This is a genomic window from Labrys sp. E2SS-1L (assembly GCF_057073705.1).
The window spans coordinates 3398957-3422441 of the sequence record NZ_CP172712.1; the positions used below are offsets into that span (position 1 = coordinate 3398957).

A 23485-nucleotide genomic window follows, 5' to 3' on the forward strand; every position below is an offset into this window, starting at 1 on the left:
GGCGATCGCGTGCTGCCAGTCCTTTGTTGTCTTTCCACAATCCCTGTGCCGCCCGTGTCCACCGGTTGCAGCTTCCTGCCGGCTCGTCCGATAATTCAGTGCGACGGTCGGCAGTCCCCCTTCTGAGCGGCGTACTCATTGTCATGTAACTGAATACCCGGCCGTCGATGCGCGCCGGGTTTTTTCTTTTGAGAGGCTGGCGGGCAGCTCCTCGCCGTGGCTGCGCCAAGTTTGGCTCAGGATCCTTCCCGTCGGGGGCCTCTCTCAAGCACCGGACGTACCCATGGTGCTGCACCACCCCCATGTCTTGATCAGAAGGGGCGCGGTTGCTGATGAGCTTCACTGTGTTGGGGAAAAACGTGCCGGGCTGATGCTTCTACCAAAAGAAAACCCTACCGGATCGGCAGGGCGTTCGTGCAGGCTGAAAAACCTGATAGGGGCTGTAGCCCGAATTTTACAGCGCCATAGATGAACAACCTCGACCCGTACGAATGACCGGCAAGGCGTTTGTTACGGCCGCAGGGCTCAGCGCGGGAACGGCGTATCCGGACCGACGACGTAAGCCGGACGGCGGTCGGCTTGACCATAGTCGCTGGCGCAGGCTGCCAGGCCGGCCAGGACGAAAACGGCGGTGAGGATCTTCAGAATTGTCATTGTCGCTTCCATTTTTTCGGACGGCAGCGATGTAGGTCTAACACCGAACCATTACCGAGGGCACTTTTGTTTTCATCGCATAATGCTGCGAAACCGTAAACGTTTCATGCTGGCAATCGCGGTTCTCGCCGTTTTTTTGACCTCTTGTCATGTATCGATTGAGGGCTGGTGCTAGGATGCTACCCTGGGTGGTGACCGCCGCATGGCTACTCGGCGGCGCTCGCGCGTCGTTGTCTGTATCGAGGAAGGTTTGTGACGTGCGGAACTGTCCGTTGCCTCATCCATAATCCATAACAGCCTCAGGATGATCCACCTGCAGCGTGATAAACGCTCCCGTCACGGAGACTATCGAATGTGTCATGTGCGTTTCGGCACCTCGTTTCCGATCGCGACGGGGCCTAGTGCTGCTGTACCGGTTCAAAGCCGGTTCTGAACGTCCACCGCTCTTTCATCGACCCAGGCGTGCGCACCTCATGATTATGCGTTAAGAGTGCGCCGCGAAACGGCTTACCACCCACTGAAGGAAACTCCATGCAACTTCTTCGCATGAAACGCCGCAGTCCCGCCGCCAGGCTGGCTTTTCGGAGCACGCTGCTGGCCGCGACGCTGCTGAGCGCTCCCGCCTTTGCGCAGGGCGTATCGGCGGATGGCGCCAAGCAACTGCAGGACAGCCTCGCCAAGACGCTCGGCAGCGGCCTTTTCGAGAAGGGCATCCTGTCGATCACCCCGCAGGGCAGTGCCTATGCCGTGAAGCTCGACCTCAGCTCCACCCTGGCCCAGCTCAAGGGAGCCGGCGTCACTGCGAGCTTCGATCCGATCACCTATCTGGCCACGCCCAATTCGGACGGCACCTATGCGGTGACCAGCGATTCGCCGATCAACTACAATTTCAGCGGCACCCAGGGTGACAAGCCTTTCGCGATGAAGGTTACGGCGCCTTGCAAGTCGACGGGCGTGTTCGATCCCAAGATCTCGACCTTCTCGAGCTATGAAGCGACCTGCGCCTCGATGTCGATGGACATGGACGATGCGGAGAGCACCGTGACCGCGAGCATGGGCGCGATCACCTCCAAGCTGACCGGAGCCGCCGGCAGCAGTGGGGGCGTCGACGTCAGCACCACCGGTTCGGCCACCGATTTCGTCGAGAACATCGTCGGCAAGACCAAGCCCCTGACCATCAAGGTCGCGGCCAAGTCGCTGACCACCGATGGCAAGATCGACAATTTCCAGCTTTCCACGGTGCTGGAATTCATTGGCATGGCCGCCAATTCCAAGGATCCCAAGGAACTGATCGCCAAGCAGGCCGAGATCAAGCAGAAGCTGACTGCAGCCCTGCCGCTGTGGAACAACCTGTCCGGCACCACCAAGCTGAATGAAGTCACCATCGACACGCCTGTCGGTCCGGTCAAGCTTGGCAGCCTCAGCTACGGCGTCGGCATGACCGGTGCGGTCAAGGATGCCTCCTACGGCATCGACATCAAATATGATGGGCTGGTGCTGCCGCAGTCTCCGGTCATCCCAGGCTGGGTGGCTCCGCTGGTTCCGGGCCAGGGCAATATCGATGTGAAGTTCGAGGGCGTCGATCTCGAGGCCATCACCAAGCTGGCGATCGAGAATTTCGATGCGAGCAAGGATCCGCCGATCCCCAACGAGCTGACGCCGCAATTCCTGGCCCTCTTCATGGCCGGACAGCCGCATGTGACCCTGGCGCCCAGCACCTTCACCGCCCCGGCCGGCGCCGTGAGCGCTGAAGGCAAGATGAGCGTCATGCCGAGCCAGAAGGGCAAGGTGACGATTTCTGCCACCAATCTCGACCAGATCATCGCGGCCGTGAACGCAGCGCAGGTTCCCAACAAGGAATCGGCCCTGATGGGCATCGCCCTGATCAAGGGACTGGCCAAGACCGGTGCTGACGGCAAGGCTGTCTGGGATGTCGATTTCGACGCGGCGACCAAGGCGGTGAGCGTCAACGGCCAGGTGCTCAGCGCTGGCAGCGGCGGCGGTGCCGGTGGTGGCGACGAAGGCGGCAGCAGCGACGACGAAGGCGAGGGCGACAACGCTCAATAAGGGCGCTTGTCGGTCCGGATGCCGGTGTGTTGAAGGGGCAGGCGCGAGCCTGCCCCTTTCGTTTGGGGCGAGGCGTTGCGCCACGAGGCGAAATCGACCGGACGCGCCTTGCTCCCGGCAGTTCCAGAGGGGGAGGGCGGAAGTCAAAGAAAAACCCCCGCGGATCGCTCCGCGGGGGTGATGTTTCCGGCGACGAAGAAAGGCTTAGTCAGCCTTGGCTTCGCCAGCTGCTTCGGCCGCAGCCGGCTGCTGGGTCGTTTCGGCGGCGCGCGCATTGTGCAGCGGGCGGATCGTCTGGAAGGAGGCGCGCTCCTGGGCCGCAGGGCGGCCGGTCAGGCTGACGACGTCGCGGCGGATCGAGGCGATCAGCTCGCGAATGGAACCGCTGTCGCCGTCGGGACGATATTCCTCACCGAGCACGTCGAGCTTGGCGCAGAGCTCGACCGCGTTCTTGGCGGGAGCGCGGGAGATCGAATTGGCGATGGAGCGCAGTTCGGCGACGAGTTCGTCGCGCAGGCCCTTCTGGTCGTCGGCATCGATGATCGGGGAAGCGAGCATGCCGCGCAAAGCGGCGCGCCGCAAACCCAGAGCCGCTACCGTGTTGGCCCCGTCGCTCGCTTCGCGCTGTTGTCCTGGTCCTGCCATGTTGCTGCCCTCGTATGGAACTAAGAATTGAAGTGTGCGGCTCCCCTGCACGCCCAATGTGGCGAAAGAGCGATGACGGAAAGCGCGGCTCGGATTTTCGACCTGCTTGTTGGGCAAGTTATCGGGCAAAGGCAAGGTTTTCTTGGCCGGATACTGCAGATTCCCACATGATTCGAGGCGAAATGGCCAAGTTCGACATGGCAGGGCCTTTGGCGCGGTTTGGTAAGCGGATAGTTAAGGTCAGGCGCTTGCATTGTGCGAACAAATATGGAACAAACTAATTGTGCATGAAGCCAAATCCCTTGCGGGTGCGGCGCCGGGAGCATGCTAGAGCAGGAATGATGGAGGCGCCCCTCGGGGCGCCATGGGGCGTGCGGGCCGGTTAGGCCGGCAGGCTGTGAAGCGAAGGAAGGAAGCCTCGATGTCGGGCTCGGTGAACAAGGTCATTCTGGTCGGTAATCTCGGCCGCGATCCGGAAGTGCGGCGGCTCAATTCGGGCGAACCGGTCGTCAACCTGCGTATCGCCACGACGGAGAGCTGGCGTGACAAGGCCACCGGCGAGCGCAAGGAGAAGACCGAGTGGCACAGCGTGGTCATCTTCAATGAAGGGCTGGCGCGCATCGCAGAGCAATATCTGAAGAAGGGTTCCAAGGTTTATCTCGAGGGCCAGCTCCAGACCCGCAAATACAACGATGCCTCGGGCGTGGAGAAATATTCCACCGAGATCGTGCTGCAGCGCTATCGCGGCGAGATGACCCTCCTGGATTCGCGTGGCGGCGGGCAGGGCGATGGCGGCCGGGACTATCAGGGCAACGATTTCGGCTCGTCGAGCCCGATGGAACGTCGCCCGGCACCGGCCGGCTCGAGCAAGTTCTCCTCGGCCGACATGGATGACGACATCCCGTTCTGAAATCGGACGAGGCCCATCGACAGGCTATCCGAAGCGCCGGTCACGTCCTGTGGCCGGCGTTTTGCTGTCGGGCGCGTCATGAAGCGCGATCATCACGCCGCCCCGGTGACGGAAAAGAAGCCGAACGCGCTGCGGGCCCGCTATCCGGCCACGATCGCCCTGACCCCGTCGACGATGAACTGTACCGCCAGGGCCGACAGCACGATGCCGAGAAGCCGTGTCAGCACGACATTGCCGGTGATCCCGAGCAGCTTGTTGATCACCCCTGCCAGCCGGAACGAGACGTAGCAGCAGGCCGTGACGAAGGCGATGACGAGAAACAGCGAGGCGAATTTGGCGGGCTCGCCATGGGCCTGGGCGGAGAGCAGCATCACAGCCGTGATGGCGCCGGGGCCGGCGATCAGCGGGATCGCCAGCGGAAAGGCGGCGACATTGGAGATGAAATCCTTGGTGATGGCGGTCTCCGCGGTTTCGTTTTTGCGAACGTTGGAGCGGTCGAACACCATTTCATAGGCGATGGCGAACAGCAGGAGGCCACCGGCGATGCGGAAGGCCGGGGTGGTGATGCCGAGCAGCCTGAGGAAGGGTTCGCCGGCAATGGCGAAGAAGGCGAGCACGCCGAAGCCGATCACGCTGGCGCGCCAGCCGACCGAATGCTGCTGCTCCTTGTTCATGCCGCGCGTGACACCCAGGAAGATCGGGCCGAGGCCGGGCGGATCGACCACCACGAGCAGGGTGACGAGAGCGGCTGTCAGATAGTCCAGAAGCGGCGTCATGAAGCCCCTCGATCGATCATTTGCTCGCGCCAAGATTGACGCTGCGGCCCAGCCTGAATATGGCTGTGCCTTCCGCTTGCGGTCGAGGGAAATCAAGCCGTCTCGCACGCCGCCTGGCTTCCCCTCCACAAGCAGCAGAAAAAATCGGATCGAACATGTCAAATCTCTATCCGGCCGAGCTCGTCGCGGCCGCCAATGTCTCCGCCGCCTGGCCATTCGAGGAGGCGAGGAAGCTCGTCGCCCGTCTGCAGAAGCGGTCCGGCGACAAGAAAGAGGTCCTGTTCGAGACCGGCTATGGTCCCTCGGGCCTGCCGCATATCGGCACCTTCGGCGAGGTCGCGCGGACCACCATGGTGCGCAATGCGTTTCGCCTGCTGACGGAAGATCGCGTCCCGACCCGGCTGCTCTGCTTCTCCGACGATATGGACGGCATGCGCAAGATCCCGGACAATGTGCCGGATCCCGAAGCGCTCAAGCCCTATTTGCAGATGCCGCTGACCCGTGTTCCCAACCCGTTTGGCGGCGACTACAAGAGCTTCGGCGATCACAACAACGCCATGCTCCGCCGCTTCCTCGATACGTTCGGGTTCGACTACGAATTCGCCAGCGCGACGGAATATTACGCATCCGGCAAGCTCGATGCCGTGCTGCTGAAGGCTGCCGAAAAGTACGACGAGATCATGGCCGTCATGCTGCCGACCCTCGGCGAGGAGCGGCAGGCGACCTATTCGCCGTTCCTGCCGATCTCTCCGAGCAGCGGGCGGGTGCTCTATGTGCCGCTCAAGGATGTGAATGCCAAGGCGGGTACCATTACCTTCACCGATGAGGACGGTGTCGACAAGACGCTGCCGGTCACCGGCGGCAAGGTGAAGCTGCAATGGAAGCCGGATTTCGGCGCGCGCTGGGCGGCGCTCGATGTCGACTTCGAGATGTTCGGCAAGGACCACCAGACCAACGCGCCTGTTTATGACGCCATTTGCGAGATCCTCGGCGGTACCGCCCCGGAGCACTATGTCTACGAGCTCTTCCTCGACCAGCACGGCCAGAAGATCTCGAAGTCGAAGGGCAACGGCCTGACCATCGACGAATGGCTGACCTATGCCACGCCGGAGAGCCTGGCATTGTACATGTACCAGTCGCCACGCTCGGCCAAGAAGCTGCATTTCGACGTCATTCCGCGAGCCGTCGACGAGTATCTGCAGTTTCTGGGCGGATTCGGGCGACAGGATGCCAAGAACCAGCTCGGCAACCCGGTCTGGCATATTCACGGCGGAAATCCACCGGCCCCAGAGACGATCGGCCAGGAAGGCGCGCGGACTACGATCAATTTCGCGCTGCTGCTCAATCTGGTTGCCGTCGCCAATGCGGAGAACAAGGACGTGCTGTGGGGCTTCCTGCGCCGCCATGCGCCGGACGCATCGCCGCAGACCCACCCGCAGCTCGACAGGCTGGTCGAGTACGCGATCCGCTATTTCCGGGACTTCGTGAAGCCGGCCAAGCAGTATTCGGTGCCTGATGACGCCGAGCGCGCCGCCCTCATGGCGCTGTCCGACGCCCTCGGCGAGCTGCCGGCCGATGCCGATGCGGCGATGATACAGGACAAGGTCTATGATGTCGGCCGCAGCTTGCCGCCCTATCAGGACTTCAAGGCCAAGGGCGCCACGCCCGAGCGCCCCGGCGTCTCGCTGGAGTGGTTCAACACGCTCTATCGCATTCTCCTGGGCGAGCAGCGCGGTCCGCGCTTCGGCTCCTTTGCGGCGATCTACGGTATCCCGGAGACACGGACCCTGATTGCCAAGGCGCTGTCGGGCGAACTCGTGCGCGAGCACGAGGCGTTTGTCGCCGCCAGGTAGCCCGCCTGAGCTTCAAGAACGGGGGGCTGGCGCAACTCATGCCAGCTTCCCATATGACAGGGGTAGTCAGCGGCCCTCGCTTCGTGTAGGAACGCGCCCGAATTCTTTCCGGATCAGTCCATGCAAACCGTTCTCATCTCGATCCACCTGATGGTGGTCCTGGCCCTTGTTGTTGTGGTGCTGTTGCAGCGCTCCGAAGGCGGGGGGCTCGGCATCGGCGGCGGCTCGGGCGGTTTCATGACCGGACGCGGCCAGGCGAATCTGCTGACGCGGACGACGGCGGGCCTCGCGGCTGCCTTCTTCATCACCAGCCTGCTCTTGACGATTCTTGCCAATCAGCAGAGCCGTCCGGGTGGTTCGCTGCTCGACCAATATCGTCCGGCCGCGCCGACCAGCCAGCCGGCCACGCCTGCCCAGCCCGCACCGGCGGCTCCGGCCCCGTCCAATGGCGGATCGGTGTTCGACCAGCTGCAGGGCGGTGGCGAACCGGCTGCACCGGCCAAGCCGTAATGAACAGCCCGGCAGCGTGATTGTCGGGCTTGGGACTGTAGCGTCCTAGAGTAAAGCGCGTTCAAGCTCGAACGCTTATTTGCTCTAACTCATTGTTCCGACGCGTCTTTGCGATTCTTGGTGATTCCACCAAATCGCAAAACGCTTTGCGTCACTTGAAAATAATCCTGCGGGCAGCGATTGCCCGCTCGTCGAATCATTGTGTTTTTGTCTAAGTGGGGGTCCATGACGCGGTACATTTTCATCACCGGCGGCGTGGTCTCCTCGCTTGGAAAAGGGTTGGCTTCAGCCGCCCTCGGCGCCCTCTTGCAGGCGCGCGGCTACAAAGTCCGCCTTCGCAAACTCGATCCCTATCTCAATGTCGATCCGGGCACGATGAGCCCGTATGAGCATGGCGAGGTCTTCGTCACCGACGACGGGGCCGAAACCGACCTCGACCTTGGCCATTACGAGCGCTTCACCGGGCGTCCGGCCTCCAAGGACGACAACATCACCACAGGCCGGATCTATCTCGACATCATCACCAAGGAACGGCGCGGCGACTATCTCGGCGCCACCATCCAGGTCATCCCGCATGTGACCAATGCCATCAAGGACTTCGTCCTCAAGGGCAATGACGGCGTGGATTTCGTGCTGGTCGAGATCGGCGGCACCGTCGGCGACATCGAGGGCCTGCCCTTCTTCGAGGCGATCCGTCAGATCAAGTCCGACTTGCCGCGCGGCGCCTGCATCTACACCCATCTGACGCTGCTGCCCTTCATTCCCTCGGCCGGCGAGCTCAAGACCAAGCCGACGCAGCATTCGGTGGCCGAACTGCGCTCGATCGGCATCCAGCCCGATATCCTGCTCTGCCGTTCCGACCGGGAGATCCCCAAGGAAGAGCGCCGCAAGCTTGCTCTGTTTTGCAATGTGCGCGAGACCGCGGTGATCGAGGCGCGCGACGTCGCGTCGATCTATGACGTGCCGATCGCCTATCACGAGCAGGGGCTGGACACCGAGGTGCTGGCCGCCTTTGGCATCGAGGATGCGCCCAAGCCGGACCTGTCGCGCTGGCGCAAGATCTCCCAGACCATCCACAATCCCGAGGGCGAGGTTACCATCGCCATCGTCGGCAAATATACCGGCCTGAAGGATGCCTATAAGTCGCTTACCGAGGCGCTGACCCATGGCGGCATCGCCAATGGCGTCAAGGTCAAGCTGGACTGGATCGAGAGCGAGATCTTCGAGCAGGATGATCCGGCTCCGCATCTGGAACACGTCCATGGCATCCTGGTGCCCGGTGGCTTCGGCCAGCGCGGCGCCGAGGGCAAGATCAAGGCGGTGACCTTCGCCCGCGAGCGCAAGGTGCCTTATTTCGGCATCTGCTTCGGCATGCAGATGGCGGTGATCGAGGGCGCCCGTTCGCTCGCCGGCATCAAGAATGCCAATTCGACCGAGTTCGGCGCAACGAAGGAGCCGGTCGTCGGCCTGATGACCGAGTGGATGAAGGGCAACGAACTCGAGCAGCGCGCTCAGGGCGGCGATCTCGGCGGCACCATGCGGCTCGGCGCCTATCAGGCGACGCTGAAGCCGGGCTCCAAGATCGCCGGTATCTATGACAATGTCTCGATCTCCGAGCGCCATCGCCATCGCTACGAAGTGAATATGAGCTATCGCGAGCGCCTGGAAGACAAGGGCATGGTATTCTGCGGCACCTCGCCGGACGGCCTGCTGCCGGAGACGATCGAATATGCCGACCACCCCTGGTTCATCGGCGTGCAGTACCATCCCGAACTGAAGTCACGTCCCTTCGAGCCGCATCCCTTGTTCTCGAGCTTCATCGCGGCCGCCGTCGAACAGAGCCGCCTGGTGTGATCGGGGGGGCGGGTCTTCAGACCCGCCTGATGGGCCGGTTCGTTTCCAAGCGGGTCTGAAGACCCGCTCCCCATCCGGAGTTGCGTCATGTCACGCGGTCTCGACCATCTCGTTCTTGCCGTTCGCGACCTCGAGGCCGCTGCCTCGCATTACCGGGCGCTTGGCTTCACGGTCGGCGCCCGCAACCGCCACCCCTGGGGCACCGAGAACCATGTGGTGCAGTTCCCGGGCACCTTCCTGGAACTGATCACGGTCGGCAGCGAAGGCATCACCGATGCCGTCTGGGCCGATCGCTCGCGTTTTGCCACCTTCTCCCGAGATTATCTTGATCGCTATGGCGACGGCTTCGCCATGCTGGTGGTCGAGGCGCAGGATGCCGCTGCCGACAGGCTGGCCTTCGACGAGGCCGGTATCGGTGGTTTCGAGCCGTTCTTTTTCGAACGCCAGGCGAGGCGGCCCGATGGTTCGGAGGTCCGCGTCGCCTTCACGCTCGCCTTCGCCGCCGACGCAGCCATGCCGGCGTCAGGCTTTTTTGCCACGCAGCAGCACGAGCCGCAGAATTTCTGGAATCCCGACTTCCAGCGCCATGCAAACGGGGCCGTCAAGCTTGGCGGCATCGTCATGCTGGCCGCCGAGCCGGCGGCAACCGTGCCCTTCTTCGAAGCCTTCACCGGATCGAGGGCGGTCTGCGCCAGCGCCCGGAACATGGCGATCGTCACGCCCCGCGGGACGGTGGAGGCAATGTCGCCCGACTGCTACCGTGACGTGCTCGGCCTTGAGCCGACGCTATCGCTGGCCGATGGTCCGCGCCTTGCCGCTTTCAAGGTGACGGCGCCCCTCGATGGCATGGCTGCCCGCCTCGATCAGGCAGGCATCCCCTTCGTCCGCCATCGCAAGCACCTGGCAGTAGCGGCCGCCGACAATTTCGGCACAGCCCTGATTTTCGAAGAGCTCAGGGCCTGAGCGGAGAGAGAACCGCTCCACGAGGGGAGTCGAACTTGCCTTCGCGCGCCTGCAGCCTTATCTCCGGCATGACCTCTCAGTTCCAGGATCGCCCATGACCGTCGCCCACTCCGTCGTTTCCCTTGGCAAGCTCCGCATCGGTAACGCGCTGCCGCTCACCGTGATCGCAGGCCCCTGCCAGATGGAGAGCCGCGACCACGCCATGGAAATGGCGACCGGCATCAAGGCGATCACCGACAGGCTCGGCATGGGCCTGATCTACAAGAGCTCTTTCGACAAGGCCAACCGCACCTCGGCCAAGGGGGCTCGCGGCGTCGGCCTGGACAAGGCGTTGCCGATCTTTGCTGAGATCCGCGAGAAGTTCGGCGTGCCCGTCATTACCGACGTCCATGAGAACGACCAATGCGCCAAGGTCGCCGAGGTCGTCGACGTGCTGCAGATTCCAGCCTTCCTCTCGCGCCAGACCGATCTCCTGGTGGCGGCCGCCCGTACCGGCCGGGTCGTCAACGTCAAGAAGGGGCAGTTCCTGGCGCCGTGGGACATGAAGAACGTCGTCGCCAAGATCACCGAGGCCGGCAATCCCAACGTGCTGGTGACCGAGCGCGGCGCCTCCTTTGGCTACAATACGCTGGTGACCGACATGCGCGCGCTGCCGATCATGGCCGAGCAGATCGGTGCGCCGGTGGTGTTTGATGCCACCCATTCGGTGCAGCAGCCGGGCGGGCAGGGGACCTCGACCGGTGGCCAGCGCGAATTCGTGCCGGTGCTCGCCCGCGCCGCCGTGGCAGTCGGTGTGGCCGCTGTCTTCATCGAGACCCACCAGGATCCCGATCACGCGCCGTCCGACGGTCCCAACATGGTGCCGCTCGACCAGCTCGAGGCGCTGCTGGCACGCCTGAAGCAGTTCGACGCGATCGCCAAGGGCTGAGGGGCCGGGCCTCCGGCCTCCCGGTCGGCTCTTGGAAACGCGGCGCTTGCCTGCGAGGAAGAGCCGGCCGACGGGCCGGCGGCCCCGGATTCAGCCCCGGCCGCGATAGGTCGGTACGCCCTGGTCGGGCAGCCAGAGTTCTTCGGGCGGCTTGCCGGTCTGCCAGAACACGTCGATGGGAATGCCGCCGCGCGGATACCAATAACCGCCTATGCGCAGCCAGCGCGGCTCCAACAGTTCGACGAGGCGGCGGCCGACGGCCACGGTGCAATCCTCGTGGAAGGCTCCGTGATTGCGGAAGCTGGTGAGATAGAGCTTGAGCGACTTGGACTCGACCAGCCAGTCCTTCGGCGCATAGTCGATGACGAGATGGGCGAAATCGGGCTGCCCCGTCACCGGGCACAACGAGGTGAATTCAGGACAAGTGAAGCGGGCGAGATAGAGCGTATCGGCCTGCGGATTGGGAACTCTGTCGAGCCGGGCTTCCTCGGGCGAGGCGGGGATCTTGCTTTCGCTGCCAAGCTGCAGCGTGGAAGGGTCGAAACTGGGCATGTCTGTCTCCCATGCGCGGATAATCGGCTCGCCAATCGGCGATTTTCAACAGCCATGCAAGCTGTTTCCCAGGGCATTTTGCGATTTGCCGTCATCGACAAGGATCATGAAGGCAGGCCGAAACAGGCTGTGAGCGCAAACAGGTGTTCCTGCGCGAACATGCTTTGCGCGGCTCAATGTCGGCTGTCGTGACAATGTGACTATTTCGTGGCAAGACCTTCATACTAACGCTGGGGAATACTATGCCGGTCATTGCTTTGATCCTGAGTGCCTTCATGGGCTGGTTCGTCTTTTGGCTGATCCGCTTTGACGGGCATGAAGTCATCGCCTCCTATTTCAGCGCGGCGGCGCGCCAGCGACGCTTGCAGCGGGCTCGGGATGCGGAAGCAAAGGCGGCGGTGCGCTCCGTAACGGAAGCGCGCGATGGCGCTCTCGCCCTGCTGATCAAGCTGGGCAGCGTCGATCACGCTGTGCTGCCAGCTGCGGAAAAGCTGATCGACGAAGCCGCCCGCACTGTGTTCGGTTATGGCGATAAGCTGGTCGAACATCGCACCTTTGCGGAATATGTCGCCCGCAACACCCCGAGCTTCTCGGTGCTGTTCCGTGAATTGGCGCCGCTCTTCGACAAACAGCTTGCGGCAGACGAGCGCAAGGATCTGATCGATCTCATGCATAAGGTAGCCGAAGCTGCAGGCGGTATGACACCGACGCGGCAGGAAATGCTCGACGAAGTACAGGCCCGTCTATTGCCGTCCAAGGCCGCGCGTGTCTGAGATGGCAGTTTGGTGACGTTGTTTTGCTCTTTCGCCATGGCCGTTCATCCGCTATGAGCGCGACGAACAATCCGTCATCGCAAACAGGAGCAGCCCCATGACCGCCATCAGCGACATCATCGCCCGCGAAATTCTGGACAGCCGTGGCAATCCGACGGTCGAGGTCGATGTCTTGCTGGAGGACGGTTCGACGGGCCGTGCGGCCGTGCCTTCCGGTGCCTCGACCGGTGCACATGAGGCGGTCGAGTTGCGCGATGGCGGCAAGCGCTATGGCGGCAAGGGCGTCGAAAAGGCGGTCGAAGCCGTGAATGGCGAAATCTATGAGGCGCTCGGCGGTCTGGACGCCGAAGACCAGATCCAGATCGACCAGGCCATGATCGATCTCGACGGCACGCCGAACAAGTCGCGTCTCGGCGCTAACGCCATTCTCGGCGTCTCCCTCGCCGTCGCCAAGGCGGCGGCCCAGTCGGCTGGCCTGCCGCTGTGGCGCTATGTCGGCGGTCCCGCCGCGCGCGTCCTGCCGGTGCCGATGATGAACATCGTCAATGGCGGCGTGCATGCCGACAATCCCATCGACTTCCAGGAATTCATGGTGATGCCGGTCGGTGCTCCGACCTTCGCCGAAGGCCTGCGCATGGGTGCCGAGATCTTCCACACCCTGAAGAAGGGCCTGAAGGATGCCGGCCACAACACCAATGTCGGCGATGAGGGCGGTTTCGCCCCCAACCTGCCGTCGGCCAAGGCTGCGCTCGATTTCGTGATGAGCGCCATCGAGAAGGCCGGCTACAAGCCGGGCGAGGACGTGATGCTCGCCCTCGACTGCGCCGCCACCGAGTTCTTCAAGGACGGCGTCTATGATTACAGCGGCGAGGGCGTGAAGCGCTCCATCGCAGAACAGGCGGACTATCTCGCCCAGCTGACGGCGGACTATCCGATCGTGTCGATCGAAGACGGGCTGTCCGAGGACGATTTCGAGGGCTGGAAGCTGCTCACCGACAAGGTAGGCTCCAAGGTGCAGCTCGTCGGCGACGACTTGTTCGTGACCAACACCGAGCGCCTGTCCATGGGCATCAAGAAGGGCCTGGGCAATGCGATCCTGGTCAAGGTCAACCAGATCGGCACCCTGACCGAGACGCTCGCCGCCGTGGAAATGGCCCACAAGGCCGGCTATCGCGCCGTGATGTCCCACCGCTCCGGCGAGACCGAGGATTCCACCATCGCCGACCTCGCCGTCGCCACCAATTGCGGGCAGATCAAGACGGGCTCGCTGGCCCGCTCGGATCGTACGGCCAAGTACAACCAGCTCCTGCGCATCGAAGAGGCCCTTGGCACCCAGGCGCTCTATGGCGGCCGCGCTGCCCTGAAGGCACTCGCCTGAGGCCGATTCACGCGATGTAAAAACGAAAGCCGGGGGGCTTCTGCTCCCCGGCTTTTTATTTGGGCCGCATTTTTGCATGGCGGTCCTGCCGGCCCAGCATGCGGAAGGGGACGAAACACCGTAGATTTTGCGCTGCAGCAAGCGGCGTCAACGGAATATCAACCATCCGGACTTAACCATGCCCTCATGGTCATTCGCACACGCATCCGCGCCATCCTGAACCAGCTCGCGCTCCTGGCGGGAGCGGCCGCAGCTATCGCTTATTTCTCCTATCAGGCCTTCAATGGCGAGCATGGCATCCAGGCACAGCACCAATTCGACCAGCAGAAGCAGGATCTGGGCAACGAACTGGTTCTGTTGCAGAAGGAACATGCTGCTCTCGATCGGCGTGTGAACCTGCTCAGGTCGCAGGCGATCGATCCGGACATGCTGGACGAGAAAGCGCGTGACGTGCTGGGCCTCGTTCACCCCAATGACGAAGTAGTCTTGCTGACCAAGTAGGGGCGGCTTTCCACTTGTTGCGGCCTCCCGCCGCTAAATCGATTTCTGTTTCGCGGCGGCTGTTTGCCCGTCCCGAAGTTTGACGAAAATGTGTAAAAGAATAACAGGAATTGAGTTCATTATTGAATGAACTGAATTTAAGTTAATTCATAATTGTGTTGCATGTTCAATATGTTGCACTGCAGCATTTGGGTGTGGCTCTCGCTTTTTGATATTGGATGCGCTAGCACTTCCTCAGCTTAGCCACCAATAATCGGAGGGTTCATGGCCGCTACAGCCGCAAAGGCCGCTGCTACCGCTAGCAAGGCTTCGAAGACTGCCGCCCGCTCGGGCAAGGCAGCGGGGGCAACCAAGACGGCATCGTCGTTCTCCCGCGAACAGGAGCTCAACGCTTATCGCGAGATGCTGCTGATCCGCCGCTTCGAGGAGAAGGCGGGGCAGATGTACGGCATGGGCCTGATCGGTGGTTTCTGCCATCTCTATATCGGGCAGGAGGCCGTCGTGGTCGGGCTGCAGATGGCTTCGCGCGAAGGCGACCAGGTCATTACCGGCTATCGTGACCATGGGCACATGATCGCGGCCGGCATGGCTCCCCGCGGCGTCATGGCCGAGCTGACGGGACGCCGGGGCGGCTATTCGCACGGCAAGGGCGGCTCCATGCACATGTTCTCGGTGGAGAAGGCCTTCTATGGCGGGCATGGCATCGTCGGCGGCCAGGTGTCGCTTGGCACGGGCCTGGCCTTTGCCAATGCCTATCGCTCCGACGGCAAGGTGAGCCTGACCTATTTCGGCGACGGCGCCGCCAATCAGGGCCAGGTCTATGAGAGCTTCAACATGGCGGCCCTGTGGAAGCTGCCGGTCGTCTATGTGATCGAGAACAACAAATATGCCATGGGCACCTCGGTCAACCGCGCCTCGGCCCAGACCGATTTCTCCCGTCGCGGCCTGTCCTTCAACATCCCCGGCGAGCAGGTCGACGGCATGGATGTGCGCGCCATCTATGCGGCGGGCCAGAAGGCGATCGAATATGCCCGCTCCGGCAAGGGCCCCTATATCCTGGAGATGCTGACCTACCGCTATCGCGGCCACTCGATGTCGGACCCGGCGAAGTACCGCACGAAGGACGAAGTCCAGAAGATGCGGACCGAGCATGATCCGATCGAGCAGAGCCGCGCACGCCTGCTCGGCGAGCATGGCATCAGCGAGGAAGAATTGAAGAAGATCGATTCCGAGATCCGCGACATCGTCAACGATTCCGCCGATTTCGCCACCAACGATCCCGAGCCCGATCCCTCGGAGCTGTGGACCGACGTCCTGAAGTGACGGTCGGCCGTCCCGGCCTGCTCGCGTAAATCCCATTCTCCAGACTTCGAGGCACCCATGCCTGATATCCTGATGCCGGCCCTCTCTCCCACCATGGAGCAGGGCAAGCTCTCCAAATGGCTCAAAAAGGAAGGCGATACCATCAAGTCCGGCGACGTGATCGCCGAGATCGAGACGGACAAGGCGACGATGGAAGTCGAAGCCGTCGATGAGGGCGTGCTCACCCAGATCCTGGTGCCCGAAGGCACCGACAATGTCGCCGTGAACACCAAGATCGCCTTCATCCAGGGTGAAGGCGAAGCCGCCGCCCCGGCAGCCTCGGCACCGGCCCAGCCGGCCGCCGCGCCCGTGGCGGCTCCCGCCGTCGCTGCACCCGCCGTGGCGCAGTCGGCTCCGGCACCGGTGGATGCCCACGACGCTTCCGGGGAGGTTCCGGCCGGCACCGAATTCGTCACCCAGACCGTGCGCGAAGCGTTGCGCGACGCGATGGCCGAGGAAATGCGTCGCGACGAGAACGTGTTCGTGATCGGCGAGGAAGTCGCCGAATATCAGGGCGCCTACAAGATCACGCAAGGGTTGCTGCAGGAGTTCAGCGCCCGCCGCGTGGTCGATACGCCGATCACCGAACATGGCTTCGCCGGCATTGCCGTCGGCGCGGCCATGACGGGCCTGCGGCCGATCGTGGAGTTCATGACCTTCAACTTCGCCATGCAGGCGATCGACCACCTCATCAATTCCGCCGCCAAGACGCTCTATATGTCCGGCGGCCAGATGGGCTGCCCGATCGTGTTCCGCGGCCCCAACGGCGCCGCGGCGCGCGTGGGTGCCCAGCACAGCCAGGACTACGGTTCGTGGTATTCGCATGTGCCCGGCCTGAAGGTGGTGGCGCCCTATTCGGCCGCCGATGCCAAGGGCCTGCTCAAGGCCGCCATCCGCGATCCCAATCCGGTGATCTTCCTCGAGAACGAGATCCTCTACGGCCACAGCCATCCCGTGCCCAAGCTCGACGACTTCGTCCTGCCGATCGGCAAGGCCAAGGTGGTCAAGCCGGGCAAGGACATCACCCTGGTCGCCTGGTCGATCGGCATGACCTATGTGCTGAAGGCGGCCGAGGCGCTGGCAGGCGAGGGGATCGATGCCGAGATCATCGACATGCGCTCGCTGCGCCCGCTCGACACCGCCACGGTGATCGCCTCGGTGCAGAAGACGGGCCGCTGCGTGGTGGTCGAGGAGGGCTGGCAGCAGTCGGGCGTGGGGTCGGAGATCGCGGCCCGCGTCAACGAGCAGGCCTTCGACTATCTCGACGCGCCGGTCCTGCGCGTCTCGGGCAAGGACGTGCCGATGCCTTATGCCGCCAACCTCGAAAAGCTGGCTCTGCCGAGCGTGGCCGAAGTCGTCGGAGCGGCCAAAGCCGTTCTCTATCGCTGAGGAGTTGCCGATGCCCGTGAATGTATTGATGCCGGCTCTGTCTCCCACGATGGAGAAGGGCAACCTGGCCAAATGGTTGAAGAAGGAAGGCGACACCATCAAGTCCGGTGACGTGCTGGCCGAAATCGAGACCGATAAGGCGACGATGGAAGTCGAGGCCGTCGACGAGGGCGTGCTGGCCAAGATCGTGGTGCCGGAGGGTACCGCCGACGTGCCGGTCAACGAACTCATCGCGGTGATTGCCGGCGAGGGCGAGGACGCCAAGGCGGTTGCTGCCGCCGGCGGTGCCCCGGCTCCCAAGGCGACTGCTCAGGCTCCTGCTGCTGAGGCATCTGCTGCTCCGGTTCCTGCCGCTTCGAGTGCTCCTGCGCCAGCCGCCGCTCCTGCTTCGGCGCCTGTAACGGCTCCGGCCCAGGCCGGTGCGCGGATCTTCGCTTCGCCTCTGGCCAAGCGCCTCGCCAAGGAGGCCGGCCTCGACCTCGGTGCCATCCAGGGCTCCGGGCCGCATGGCCGCATCGTCGAGAAGGACGTGAAGGCGGCCATCGCCGGCGGCGGCGCCAAGGCGGCTCCCGCTGCGGCACCGGCCCAGGCCGCGGCGGCTCCCCAGGCCGCGCCTGCTCCGGCTGCGCCGGCCGGCACCTCCGACGAGACCACCAAGAAGCTGTTCGCTCCCGGTTCCTTCGAAGAAATTCCGCATGACGGCATGCGCAAGACCATTGCGCGCCGCCTGACCGAGGCCAAGTCGACCATCCCGCATTTCTACCTGACGGTGGAAGTCGAGATCGATGCCCTGCTGGCCCTGCGCGAACAGATCAACCACGGTGCGCCGCTGACCAAGGAAGGCAAGCCCGCCTTCAAGGTCTCGGTCAACGACATGGTGATCAAGGCCTATGCGCTGGCGCTCAAGGCCGTGCCGGATGCCAATGTCTCCTGGACCGACGGCGCCATGCTCAAGCACAAGCATGCCGATGTCGGCGTCGCCGTCTCCATCCCGGGCGGCCTGATCACGCCGATCATCCGCGCGGCGGAAAGCAAGACGCTGTCGGCCATCTCCAACGAGATGAAGGACCTTGCAGCGCGGGCCAAGAGCCGCAAGCTCAAGCCCGAGGAATATCAGGGCGGCACCGGCTCGGTCTCCAATCTCGGCATGTTCGGGGTGAAGTCGTTTGCGGCCATCGTCAATCCGCCGCACGCCACCATCCTGGCGGTTGGCGCTGGCATCAAGCAGCCGGTGGTGCAGGGCGGTGAGGTCAAGGTGGCGACCATCATGTCGCTGACGCTTTCCACCGATCATCGCGCCGTCGACGGCGCACTGGGCGCCGAACTGATGCAAGCCTTCAAGGGCTATATCGAAAAGCCCATGGGGATGCTGGTTTGAACGGCAGGACCGCAGGACGAGCTTGGGCGCCAGGTATCGCAATCCTGGTGCTGGCGGCAGGCCTCGGGGGCTGCAATACCCCCGGCCTTGCCGGCAAGCCCATCGTTGCAGCCCCGCCCAAGCCTGAACCAACCATGGATCAGGCACGCGAAATCGCCATGTCCGGCATCGCTTCCATCGGTGAGGGCTATCGCGTCACGCTTGACGCGGACGGCTCGGGCCGGGCTTGGCGGGACGGGGTTCCCGGCGTGGTCCCGGTGGCCTGGAGCGTGCTGGATTCGAGCAAGACCACGCTTGATCGCCCGTCGGCTCCCGGCCAGCCTGCCGCCGCGCCGGCGATCGATCCGGCCACCGGACAGCCGCTCCCCCAGCAGGGGACGGGCAAGCCCGTGATCTGCGTGGAGCTGCCGCGGACCCTCAATATCGCGACGGGGTATTACAAATGCGCCTTCGCCCGCGATTGGAAGACCCAGCCCCGGACCTCGCCGGCGGGGGCAGCCCCGGCCGCGACGACCCCAACGGCGGCGCCTGCCGCCAATGCAGGCTAGCAATCGGACGATCTGAGACCTGATTTCCGACCCGGTGCCGAGACGACGAGCGTTTCCGGCGCCAGGCCCAAGAGGAGACCCCAAATGAGTTCCTACGACGTCATCGTGATCGGCTCAGGCCCCGGCGGTTACGTCACCGCCATTCGTTCCGCGCAGCTCGGCCTGAAGACGGCCGTGATCGAGCGCGAGCATCTGGGCGGTATCTGTCTCAATTGGGGCTGCATCCCAACCAAGGCGCTGCTGCGCTCGGCCGAGGTGCTGCACAATTCCCAGCACGCCAAGGATTTCGGCCTGGTGCTCAGCGGCTCGATCAGCGCCGATGTCGGCGCGGTGGTCAAGCGCTCGCGCGGCGTTTCTGCCCAGCTGGCCACCGGCGTCGGCTTCCTGTTGAAGAAGAACAAGGTCGACGTGATCTGGGGCGAAGCCGAGATCACCAAGCCCGGTGAGATCGTGGTCAAGGCCTCGACCAAGTCGGTGCAAGGGCCAGCGATCCCGGCGCCCAAGGGCGCTCAGGGACCGGGAACCTATCAAGCCAAGAACATCATCGTGGCCACCGGGGCGCGTCCGCGTGTTCTGCCGGGCCTCGAACCGGACAAGAAGCTGATCTGGACCTATTTCGATGCCATGGTGCCGCCGGACATGCCCAAGTCGCTGATCGTGGTCGGCTCGGGCGCCATCGGCATCGAGTTCGCTTCCTTCTATCGCACCCTCGGCGCCGAAGTCACGGTGGTCGAGGTGCTGCCGCAGATCCTGCCGGTCGAGGACGAGGAAATCGCCGCCCATGCGCGCAAGCGCTTCGAGAAGGCCGGCATGAAGATCCTCTCCAACGCCAAAGTGACCAAGGTCGAAAAGACCGCCAATTCGGTCAAGGCGACGGTGGAGACGGCCGACGGCAAGTCCCAGGTGATCGAGGCCGACCGCATGATCTCGGCTGTCGGCGTGGTCGGCAATATCGAGAATCTCGGCCTGGAGAAGCTCGGCGTGAAGACCGATCGCGGCTGCGTGGTGGTCGACGGTTTCGGCAAGACCAATGTGCCCGGTATCTTCGCCATCGGCGACGTTGCCGGCCCGCCGATGCTGGCGCACAAGGCCGAGCATGAGGGCGTGGTCTGCGTCGAGGCGATCGCCGGCAAGAACCCGCACGCCTTCGAGAAGGACAAGATCCCCGGCTGCACCTATTGCACGCCGCAGATCGCCAGCGTCGGCCTGACCGAGAAGAAGGCCAAGGAGGCGGGCTATACCGTCAAGGTCGGCCGCTTCCCCTTCATCGGCAATGGCAAGGCCATCGCTCTCGGCGAACCCGAAGGCCTGGTCAAGACGGTGTTCGACGCCAAGACCGGCCGGCTGCTGGGCGCCCATATGGTCGGTGCCGAGGTGACCGAACTGATCCAGGGCTTCGTGATCGCCATGAACCTGGAGACCACCGAGGAAGATCTGATGCATGCGGTGTTCCCGCATCCGACCCTGTCGGAAATGATGCATGAGAGCGTCCTGGACGCCTATGGTCGCGCCATCCATATGTAAATTGAGCGCACGACCTGCACGCATGCCGGCGAAAAACAGGCATGCGTGTGGGAGAGGCTAGCCGGGCTTGCCCGGCAATGGTGAAGCGCAGGCTTTCCTGATATATCGGCCTCAATGAAGCGAAAGGCTTGTCATGGCTGTCGTCCTCGATCTCCTCAACAACGACAATCGGCCGCGCCATCCCGAGAAGGCGCACCGGCCGGATCAGCCCATGCTGCGCAAGCCGGACTGGATCCGCGTGAAGGCGCCGGGCTCGCCGGGCTGGCGTGACACCCAGGCGATCGTCAAGGAGAACAAGCTCGTCACCGTCTGCGAGGAGGCGGGTTGCCCCAATATCGGTGAGTGCTGGGACAAGAAGCACGCCACCTTCATGATCATGGGCGACACCTGCACGCGGGCCTGCGCCTTCTGCAACGTCAAGACCGGCATGCCCGGCCCGCTCGATCCCAAGGAGCCCGAGCACACCGGCATCGCCGTGGCCAAGCTCGGCCTCAGCCATGTGGTGATCACCTCGGTCGACCGCGACGACCTCAAGGATGGCGGCGCCCAGCATTTCGCCGAAGTGATCAAGGCGATCCGCCACCATTCGCCCGGCACCACCATCGAGATCCTGACGCCGGACTTCTTGCGCAAGGAAGGCGCCCTCGAGATCGTGGTGGCGGCCAAGCCGGACGTGTTCAATCACAATATGGAAACGGTTGCTTCCAATTACCTCACCGTCCGCCCCGGCGCGCGTTACTTCCATTCGATGCGGCTGCTGCAGCGGGTGAAGGAGCTCGACCCCTCCATCTTCACCAAGTCCGGCATCATGGTCGGGCTCGGCGAGAAGCGGAACGAGGTCCTGCAGCTGATGGACGATCTGCGCTCGGCCAATGTCGATTTCATCACCATCGGCCAGTATCTGGCGCCCTCGCGCAAGCACCATCCGGTGGTCGCCTACATCACGCCGGACGAGTTCAAGAGCTATGAGACGGTGGCCTACACCAAGGGCTTCCTGATGGTTTCCTCCTCGCCGCTGACACGCTCGTCTCACCATGCTGGCGACGACTTTGCCCGGCTGAAAGCCAATCGGGCAGCCAAGCTCGGCCGGGCCTAGGTCGTCAGCAAGGGGATCCGGCCTTGCGGCTTCGGGCTATGCCGAGGCCGGTCCTTCAGCCTATTGGTTGGTCTACAGGCCGTCATGCGGAGCGCGCGCTTCGTTGATGTGCGCACTGGCGAATTGTGTATTTTATGTAATGTATTGTTTTTGATGGATTTTGTCTGTCAAAAATCTGTCACGTTCCCTTGGAAATGCCTTAGTCTTTCCCCTGGCGCGCCGGCTTCACAGGCGCGTTGCCAATGCTGGGGGAGGAAAAATGAAGACATCACTGAAACGAAGAATGACTTCCGGTGCTTCGCTTGGCGCTGCCTTGCTGTTCATGGCAACGACGAGCGCCTGGGCCGAGGATGCCAAGGTGGTCCAGGCGGACGATCCCTATTTCAAGCAGGCGGACGCCACGCTCCAAACCATCCTCAAGCTGCAGAAGAACACCAACCGGGCCAAGAACGTCATCCTCTTCGTCGGCGACGGCATGGGCTTTTCGACCGTGACGGCCGCGCGCATCTTCGAAGGGCAGCAGCGCGGGGTCGATGGCGAATCCAATGTGCTTGCCTGGGAAGGCTTTCCTTATCTCGCGGCCTCCAAGACCTATTCGTCCGACGCCCAGATCACCGATTCCGCCCCGAGCGCGGTGGCGATGACCGCGGGCGTCAAGACCATCAACGACGTGATGGGCCTCAACCACACCGCCAAGCTCGATTCCTGCGAGGACCAGAAGACCAAGCAGGTCACGACCCTGTGGGAAATGGCGGAGACGCTGGGCATGTCGACCGGCGCCGTCACCACGGCGCGCCTGACTCACGCCACCCCCGGGGCGACCTATGCGCATATCGCCAATCGCGATTGGGAGGATGATGGCCTGATGCCGGCCGAGGCGGTGGCGGCCGGCTGCGCCGACATTGCGCGCCAATTGGTGGAAATGCGGTATGGCGACGGGCTGGAAGTCGCCATGGGCGGCGGCCGCGCCAATTTCATGCCGATCGGAACACCCGATTTCGAATATGGCGACGCCGCCAAGAAACAGGGCCGACGCAAGGACGGCAAGGACCTCACCAAGGCCTGGCTCGATCGCTATGGCGAGAAGGGGGCCTATGTCTGGAACAAGGAGCAGTTCGCGGCCATCGATCCGGCCAAGACCGATCATCTGCTCGGCCTGTTCGAGCCTTCGCACATGCAGTACGAGCATGACCGCCCCAAGGACAAGGCAGGCGAACCTTCCCTCGCGGAGATGGCGGAAAAGAGCATCGATATCCTCTCGCGCAATCCCGAAGGCTATGTCCTCCTGGTCGAGGGCGGGCGGATCGACCATGCCAGCCATGAGTCCAATGCCTATCGCACGCTCTCCGATGCCGCGGCGATGAACGAAGCCGTCAAGGCGGTTCTGCGCAAGGTCAACCTCGACGAGACCCTGATCGTGGTCACCGGCGACCACAGCCATACCCTGACGATGGCCGGCTATGCCAAGCGCGGCAACCCGATCCTCGGCATTTCCGTCGGGGTCGACGACGAACCGATCTACGGCACCGACGGCAAGACCTATACCACCATCGGCTTCGCCAACGGTCCAGGCGGCTACAAGCAGCCCAAGGAACGGCCGATGCTGACAACGGAGGAAGCCACCAAGCCCGACTTCGTGCAGCACTCGCTGGTGCCGCTGTCGAGCGAAACCCATGGCGGCGAAGATCTGGGCATCTATGCCATCGGGCCCTGGGCGCACCTGTTCCAGGGCACGGTGGAAGAGAACTACACCTTCCACGTCATGAACTTCGCCTCGAAGATCGGCGAAAGGCTGAAGGCCAAGAGCCAGCAATAACGAGGCTG

General features: G+C 63.2%; 21 protein-coding genes. 17 read left to right on the plus strand and 4 right to left on the minus strand.

The window, feature by feature from the left end; translation table 11 throughout:
* Nucleotides 1–525: 525 nt before the first annotated feature.
* Entirely contained in the window at nt 526–654 is a 129-nt protein-coding gene (locus tag ACIGJE_RS15680; RefSeq protein ID WP_245197435.1) for a YgdI/YgdR family lipoprotein, read from the minus strand.
* 531 nt (nt 655–1185) lie between these two features.
* Between ACIGJE_RS15680 and ACIGJE_RS15685 the strand changes: the two genes are divergently transcribed.
* Nucleotides 1186–2721, plus strand: coding sequence for a hypothetical protein (locus ACIGJE_RS15685; RefSeq protein WP_367622585.1), 1536 nt, complete (start codon nt 1186–1188; stop codon nt 2719–2721).
* A 204-nt stretch (nt 2722–2925) separates the two neighbouring features.
* Here ACIGJE_RS15685 and ACIGJE_RS15690 read toward each other — a convergent pair whose 3' ends face one another.
* Nucleotides 2926–3366, minus strand: coding sequence for a hypothetical protein (locus ACIGJE_RS15690; RefSeq protein WP_311938128.1), 441 nt, complete (start codon nt 3364–3366; stop codon nt 2926–2928).
* 421 nt (nt 3367–3787) lie between these two features.
* Between ACIGJE_RS15690 and ssb the strand changes: the two genes are divergently transcribed.
* Nucleotides 3788–4276 carry a single-stranded DNA-binding protein gene (gene ssb / locus ACIGJE_RS15695; protein WP_068290831.1) on the plus strand — a complete coding sequence of 163 codons (489 nt, stop codon included), beginning with the start codon at nt 3788–3790 and terminating at the stop codon, nt 4274–4276.
* 140 nt (nt 4277–4416) lie between these two features.
* Here the strand turns inward: ssb and ACIGJE_RS15700 are convergent, their stop codons facing one another.
* Nucleotides 4417–5052: a MarC family protein gene (locus ACIGJE_RS15700; RefSeq protein ID WP_068290829.1), complete on the minus strand. Its 636-nt coding sequence runs from the start codon at nt 5050–5052 to the stop codon at nt 4417–4419.
* 155 nt (nt 5053–5207) lie between these two features.
* Between ACIGJE_RS15700 and ACIGJE_RS15705 the strand changes: the two genes are divergently transcribed.
* The 5 genes from ACIGJE_RS15705 to kdsA all read left to right on the plus strand — a co-directional run bounded on the left by ACIGJE_RS15705 (nt 5208) and on the right by kdsA (nt 11160).
* Nucleotides 5208–6905 (plus strand): lysine--tRNA ligase, encoded by a 1698-nt coding sequence (locus ACIGJE_RS15705; protein ID WP_415085299.1) that lies wholly within the window; start codon nt 5208–5210, stop codon nt 6903–6905.
* A gap of 120 nt (nt 6906–7025) precedes the next feature.
* The gene (gene secG, locus ACIGJE_RS15710) at nt 7026–7415 is read left to right on the plus strand and encodes a preprotein translocase subunit SecG (RefSeq protein WP_483677895.1); all 390 of its coding nucleotides are present in this window, start codon (nt 7026–7028) and stop codon (nt 7413–7415) included.
* 225 nt (nt 7416–7640) lie between these two features.
* Entirely contained in the window at nt 7641–9269 is a 1629-nt protein-coding gene (locus ACIGJE_RS15715; RefSeq protein ID WP_311938135.1) for a CTP synthase, read from the plus strand.
* Between the two features lie 87 nt (nt 9270–9356).
* On the plus strand, nt 9357–10232 hold the full coding sequence (locus tag ACIGJE_RS15720; RefSeq protein ID WP_483677897.1) for a VOC family protein: 876 nt from the start codon (nt 9357–9359) through the stop codon (nt 10230–10232).
* 94 nt (nt 10233–10326) lie between these two features.
* Nucleotides 10327–11160 (plus strand): 3-deoxy-8-phosphooctulonate synthase, encoded by an 834-nt coding sequence (gene kdsA, locus ACIGJE_RS15725; RefSeq protein WP_311938139.1) that lies wholly within the window; start codon nt 10327–10329, stop codon nt 11158–11160.
* A gap of 90 nt (nt 11161–11250) precedes the next feature.
* Here kdsA and queF read toward each other — a convergent pair whose 3' ends face one another.
* Entirely contained in the window at nt 11251–11712 is a 462-nt protein-coding gene (queF, locus tag ACIGJE_RS15730; protein ID WP_068290819.1) for a preQ(1) synthase, read from the minus strand.
* Between the two features lie 275 nt (nt 11713–11987).
* On the opposite strand from queF, the gene ACIGJE_RS15735 reads away from it, so the two are divergent.
* The 10 genes from ACIGJE_RS15735 (at nt 11988) to ACIGJE_RS15780 (ending at nt 23477) form a co-directional block, all read left to right on the plus strand.
* Nucleotides 11988–12485: a tellurite resistance TerB family protein gene (locus tag ACIGJE_RS15735; protein ID WP_311938141.1), complete on the plus strand. Its 498-nt coding sequence runs from the start codon at nt 11988–11990 to the stop codon at nt 12483–12485.
* A 97-nt stretch (nt 12486–12582) separates the two neighbouring features.
* A complete protein-coding gene (gene eno / locus ACIGJE_RS15740; protein ID WP_311938143.1) occupies nt 12583–13863 on the plus strand; it encodes a phosphopyruvate hydratase in 1281 nt (426 codons plus the stop codon).
* A gap of 186 nt (nt 13864–14049) precedes the next feature.
* Nucleotides 14050–14364 carry an FtsB family cell division protein gene (locus ACIGJE_RS15745; RefSeq protein WP_068290812.1) on the plus strand — a complete coding sequence of 105 codons (315 nt, stop codon included), beginning with the start codon at nt 14050–14052 and terminating at the stop codon, nt 14362–14364.
* 264 nt (nt 14365–14628) lie between these two features.
* Nucleotides 14629–15687, plus strand: coding sequence for a pyruvate dehydrogenase (acetyl-transferring) E1 component subunit alpha (gene pdhA, locus ACIGJE_RS15750; RefSeq protein ID WP_311938146.1), 1059 nt, complete (start codon nt 14629–14631; stop codon nt 15685–15687).
* Between the two features lie 57 nt (nt 15688–15744).
* Complete coding sequence (locus ACIGJE_RS15755; RefSeq protein ID WP_394309235.1) at nt 15745–17115, plus strand: pyruvate dehydrogenase complex E1 component subunit beta; 1371 nt, start codon at nt 15745–15747, stop codon at nt 17113–17115.
* A gap of 10 nt (nt 17116–17125) precedes the next feature.
* The gene (locus ACIGJE_RS15760; RefSeq protein WP_483677901.1) at nt 17126–18493 is read left to right on the plus strand and encodes a pyruvate dehydrogenase complex dihydrolipoamide acetyltransferase; all 1368 of its coding nucleotides are present in this window, start codon (nt 17126–17128) and stop codon (nt 18491–18493) included.
* Entirely contained in the window at nt 18490–19041 is a 552-nt protein-coding gene (locus tag ACIGJE_RS15765) for a hypothetical protein (protein ID WP_311938151.1), read from the plus strand. The genes ACIGJE_RS15760 and ACIGJE_RS15765 overlap by 4 nt, the downstream gene beginning before the upstream one ends.
* An 84-nt stretch (nt 19042–19125) precedes the next feature.
* The gene (lpdA, locus tag ACIGJE_RS15770; RefSeq protein ID WP_311938153.1) at nt 19126–20565 is read left to right on the plus strand and encodes a dihydrolipoyl dehydrogenase; all 1440 of its coding nucleotides are present in this window, start codon (nt 19126–19128) and stop codon (nt 20563–20565) included.
* A gap of 133 nt (nt 20566–20698) precedes the next feature.
* Nucleotides 20699–21661: a lipoyl synthase gene (gene lipA / locus ACIGJE_RS15775; protein ID WP_483677903.1), complete on the plus strand. Its 963-nt coding sequence runs from the start codon at nt 20699–20701 to the stop codon at nt 21659–21661.
* Between the two features lie 283 nt (nt 21662–21944).
* Nucleotides 21945–23477, plus strand: coding sequence for an alkaline phosphatase family protein (locus ACIGJE_RS15780; RefSeq protein WP_483677905.1), 1533 nt, complete (start codon nt 21945–21947; stop codon nt 23475–23477).
* The last annotated feature ends 8 nt before the right edge of the window (nt 23478–23485 follow it).

Bases quoted from the DNA above. Each gene is read 5' to 3' on its own strand.
- lipA (WP_483677903.1), top strand. From the start codon at position 20,699: ATGGCTGTCGTCCTCGATCTCCTCAACAACGACAATCGGCCGCGCCAT.
- ACIGJE_RS15745 (WP_068290812.1), top strand. From the start codon at position 14,050: ATGGTCATTCGCACACGCATCCGCGCCATCCTGAACCAGCTCGCGCTC.
- ACIGJE_RS15780 (WP_483677905.1), top strand. From the start codon at position 21,945: ATGACTTCCGGTGCTTCGCTTGGCGCTGCCTTGCTGTTCATGGCAACG.
- ACIGJE_RS15690 (WP_311938128.1), bottom strand. From the start codon at position 3,366: ATGGCAGGACCAGGACAACAGCGCGAAGCGAGCGACGGGGCCAACACG.
- ACIGJE_RS15755 (WP_394309235.1), top strand. From the start codon at position 15,745: ATGCCTGATATCCTGATGCCGGCCCTCTCTCCCACCATGGAGCAGGGC.
- ACIGJE_RS15700 (WP_068290829.1), bottom strand. From the start codon at position 5,052: ATGACGCCGCTTCTGGACTATCTGACAGCCGCTCTCGTCACCCTGCTC.
- ACIGJE_RS15715 (WP_311938135.1), top strand. From the start codon at position 7,641: ATGACGCGGTACATTTTCATCACCGGCGGCGTGGTCTCCTCGCTTGGA.
- ACIGJE_RS15735 (WP_311938141.1), top strand. From the start codon at position 11,988: ATGGGCTGGTTCGTCTTTTGGCTGATCCGCTTTGACGGGCATGAAGTC.
- ACIGJE_RS15720 (WP_483677897.1), top strand. From the start codon at position 9,357: ATGTCACGCGGTCTCGACCATCTCGTTCTTGCCGTTCGCGACCTCGAG.
- queF (WP_068290819.1), bottom strand. From the start codon at position 11,712: ATGCCCAGTTTCGACCCTTCCACGCTGCAGCTTGGCAGCGAAAGCAAG.
- ACIGJE_RS15705 (WP_415085299.1), top strand. From the start codon at position 5,208: ATGTCAAATCTCTATCCGGCCGAGCTCGTCGCGGCCGCCAATGTCTCC.
- ACIGJE_RS15760 (WP_483677901.1), top strand. From the start codon at position 17,126: ATGCCCGTGAATGTATTGATGCCGGCTCTGTCTCCCACGATGGAGAAG.
- eno (WP_311938143.1), top strand. From the start codon at position 12,583: ATGACCGCCATCAGCGACATCATCGCCCGCGAAATTCTGGACAGCCGT.
- ACIGJE_RS15680 (WP_245197435.1), bottom strand. From the start codon at position 654: ATGACAATTCTGAAGATCCTCACCGCCGTTTTCGTCCTGGCCGGCCTG.
- lpdA (WP_311938153.1), top strand. From the start codon at position 19,126: ATGAGTTCCTACGACGTCATCGTGATCGGCTCAGGCCCCGGCGGTTAC.
- kdsA (WP_311938139.1), top strand. From the start codon at position 10,327: ATGACCGTCGCCCACTCCGTCGTTTCCCTTGGCAAGCTCCGCATCGGT.
- ACIGJE_RS15685 (WP_367622585.1), top strand. From the start codon at position 1,186: ATGCAACTTCTTCGCATGAAACGCCGCAGTCCCGCCGCCAGGCTGGCT.
- pdhA (WP_311938146.1), top strand. From the start codon at position 14,629: ATGGCCGCTACAGCCGCAAAGGCCGCTGCTACCGCTAGCAAGGCTTCG.
- ssb (WP_068290831.1), top strand. From the start codon at position 3,788: ATGTCGGGCTCGGTGAACAAGGTCATTCTGGTCGGTAATCTCGGCCGC.
- secG (WP_483677895.1), top strand. From the start codon at position 7,026: ATGCAAACCGTTCTCATCTCGATCCACCTGATGGTGGTCCTGGCCCTT.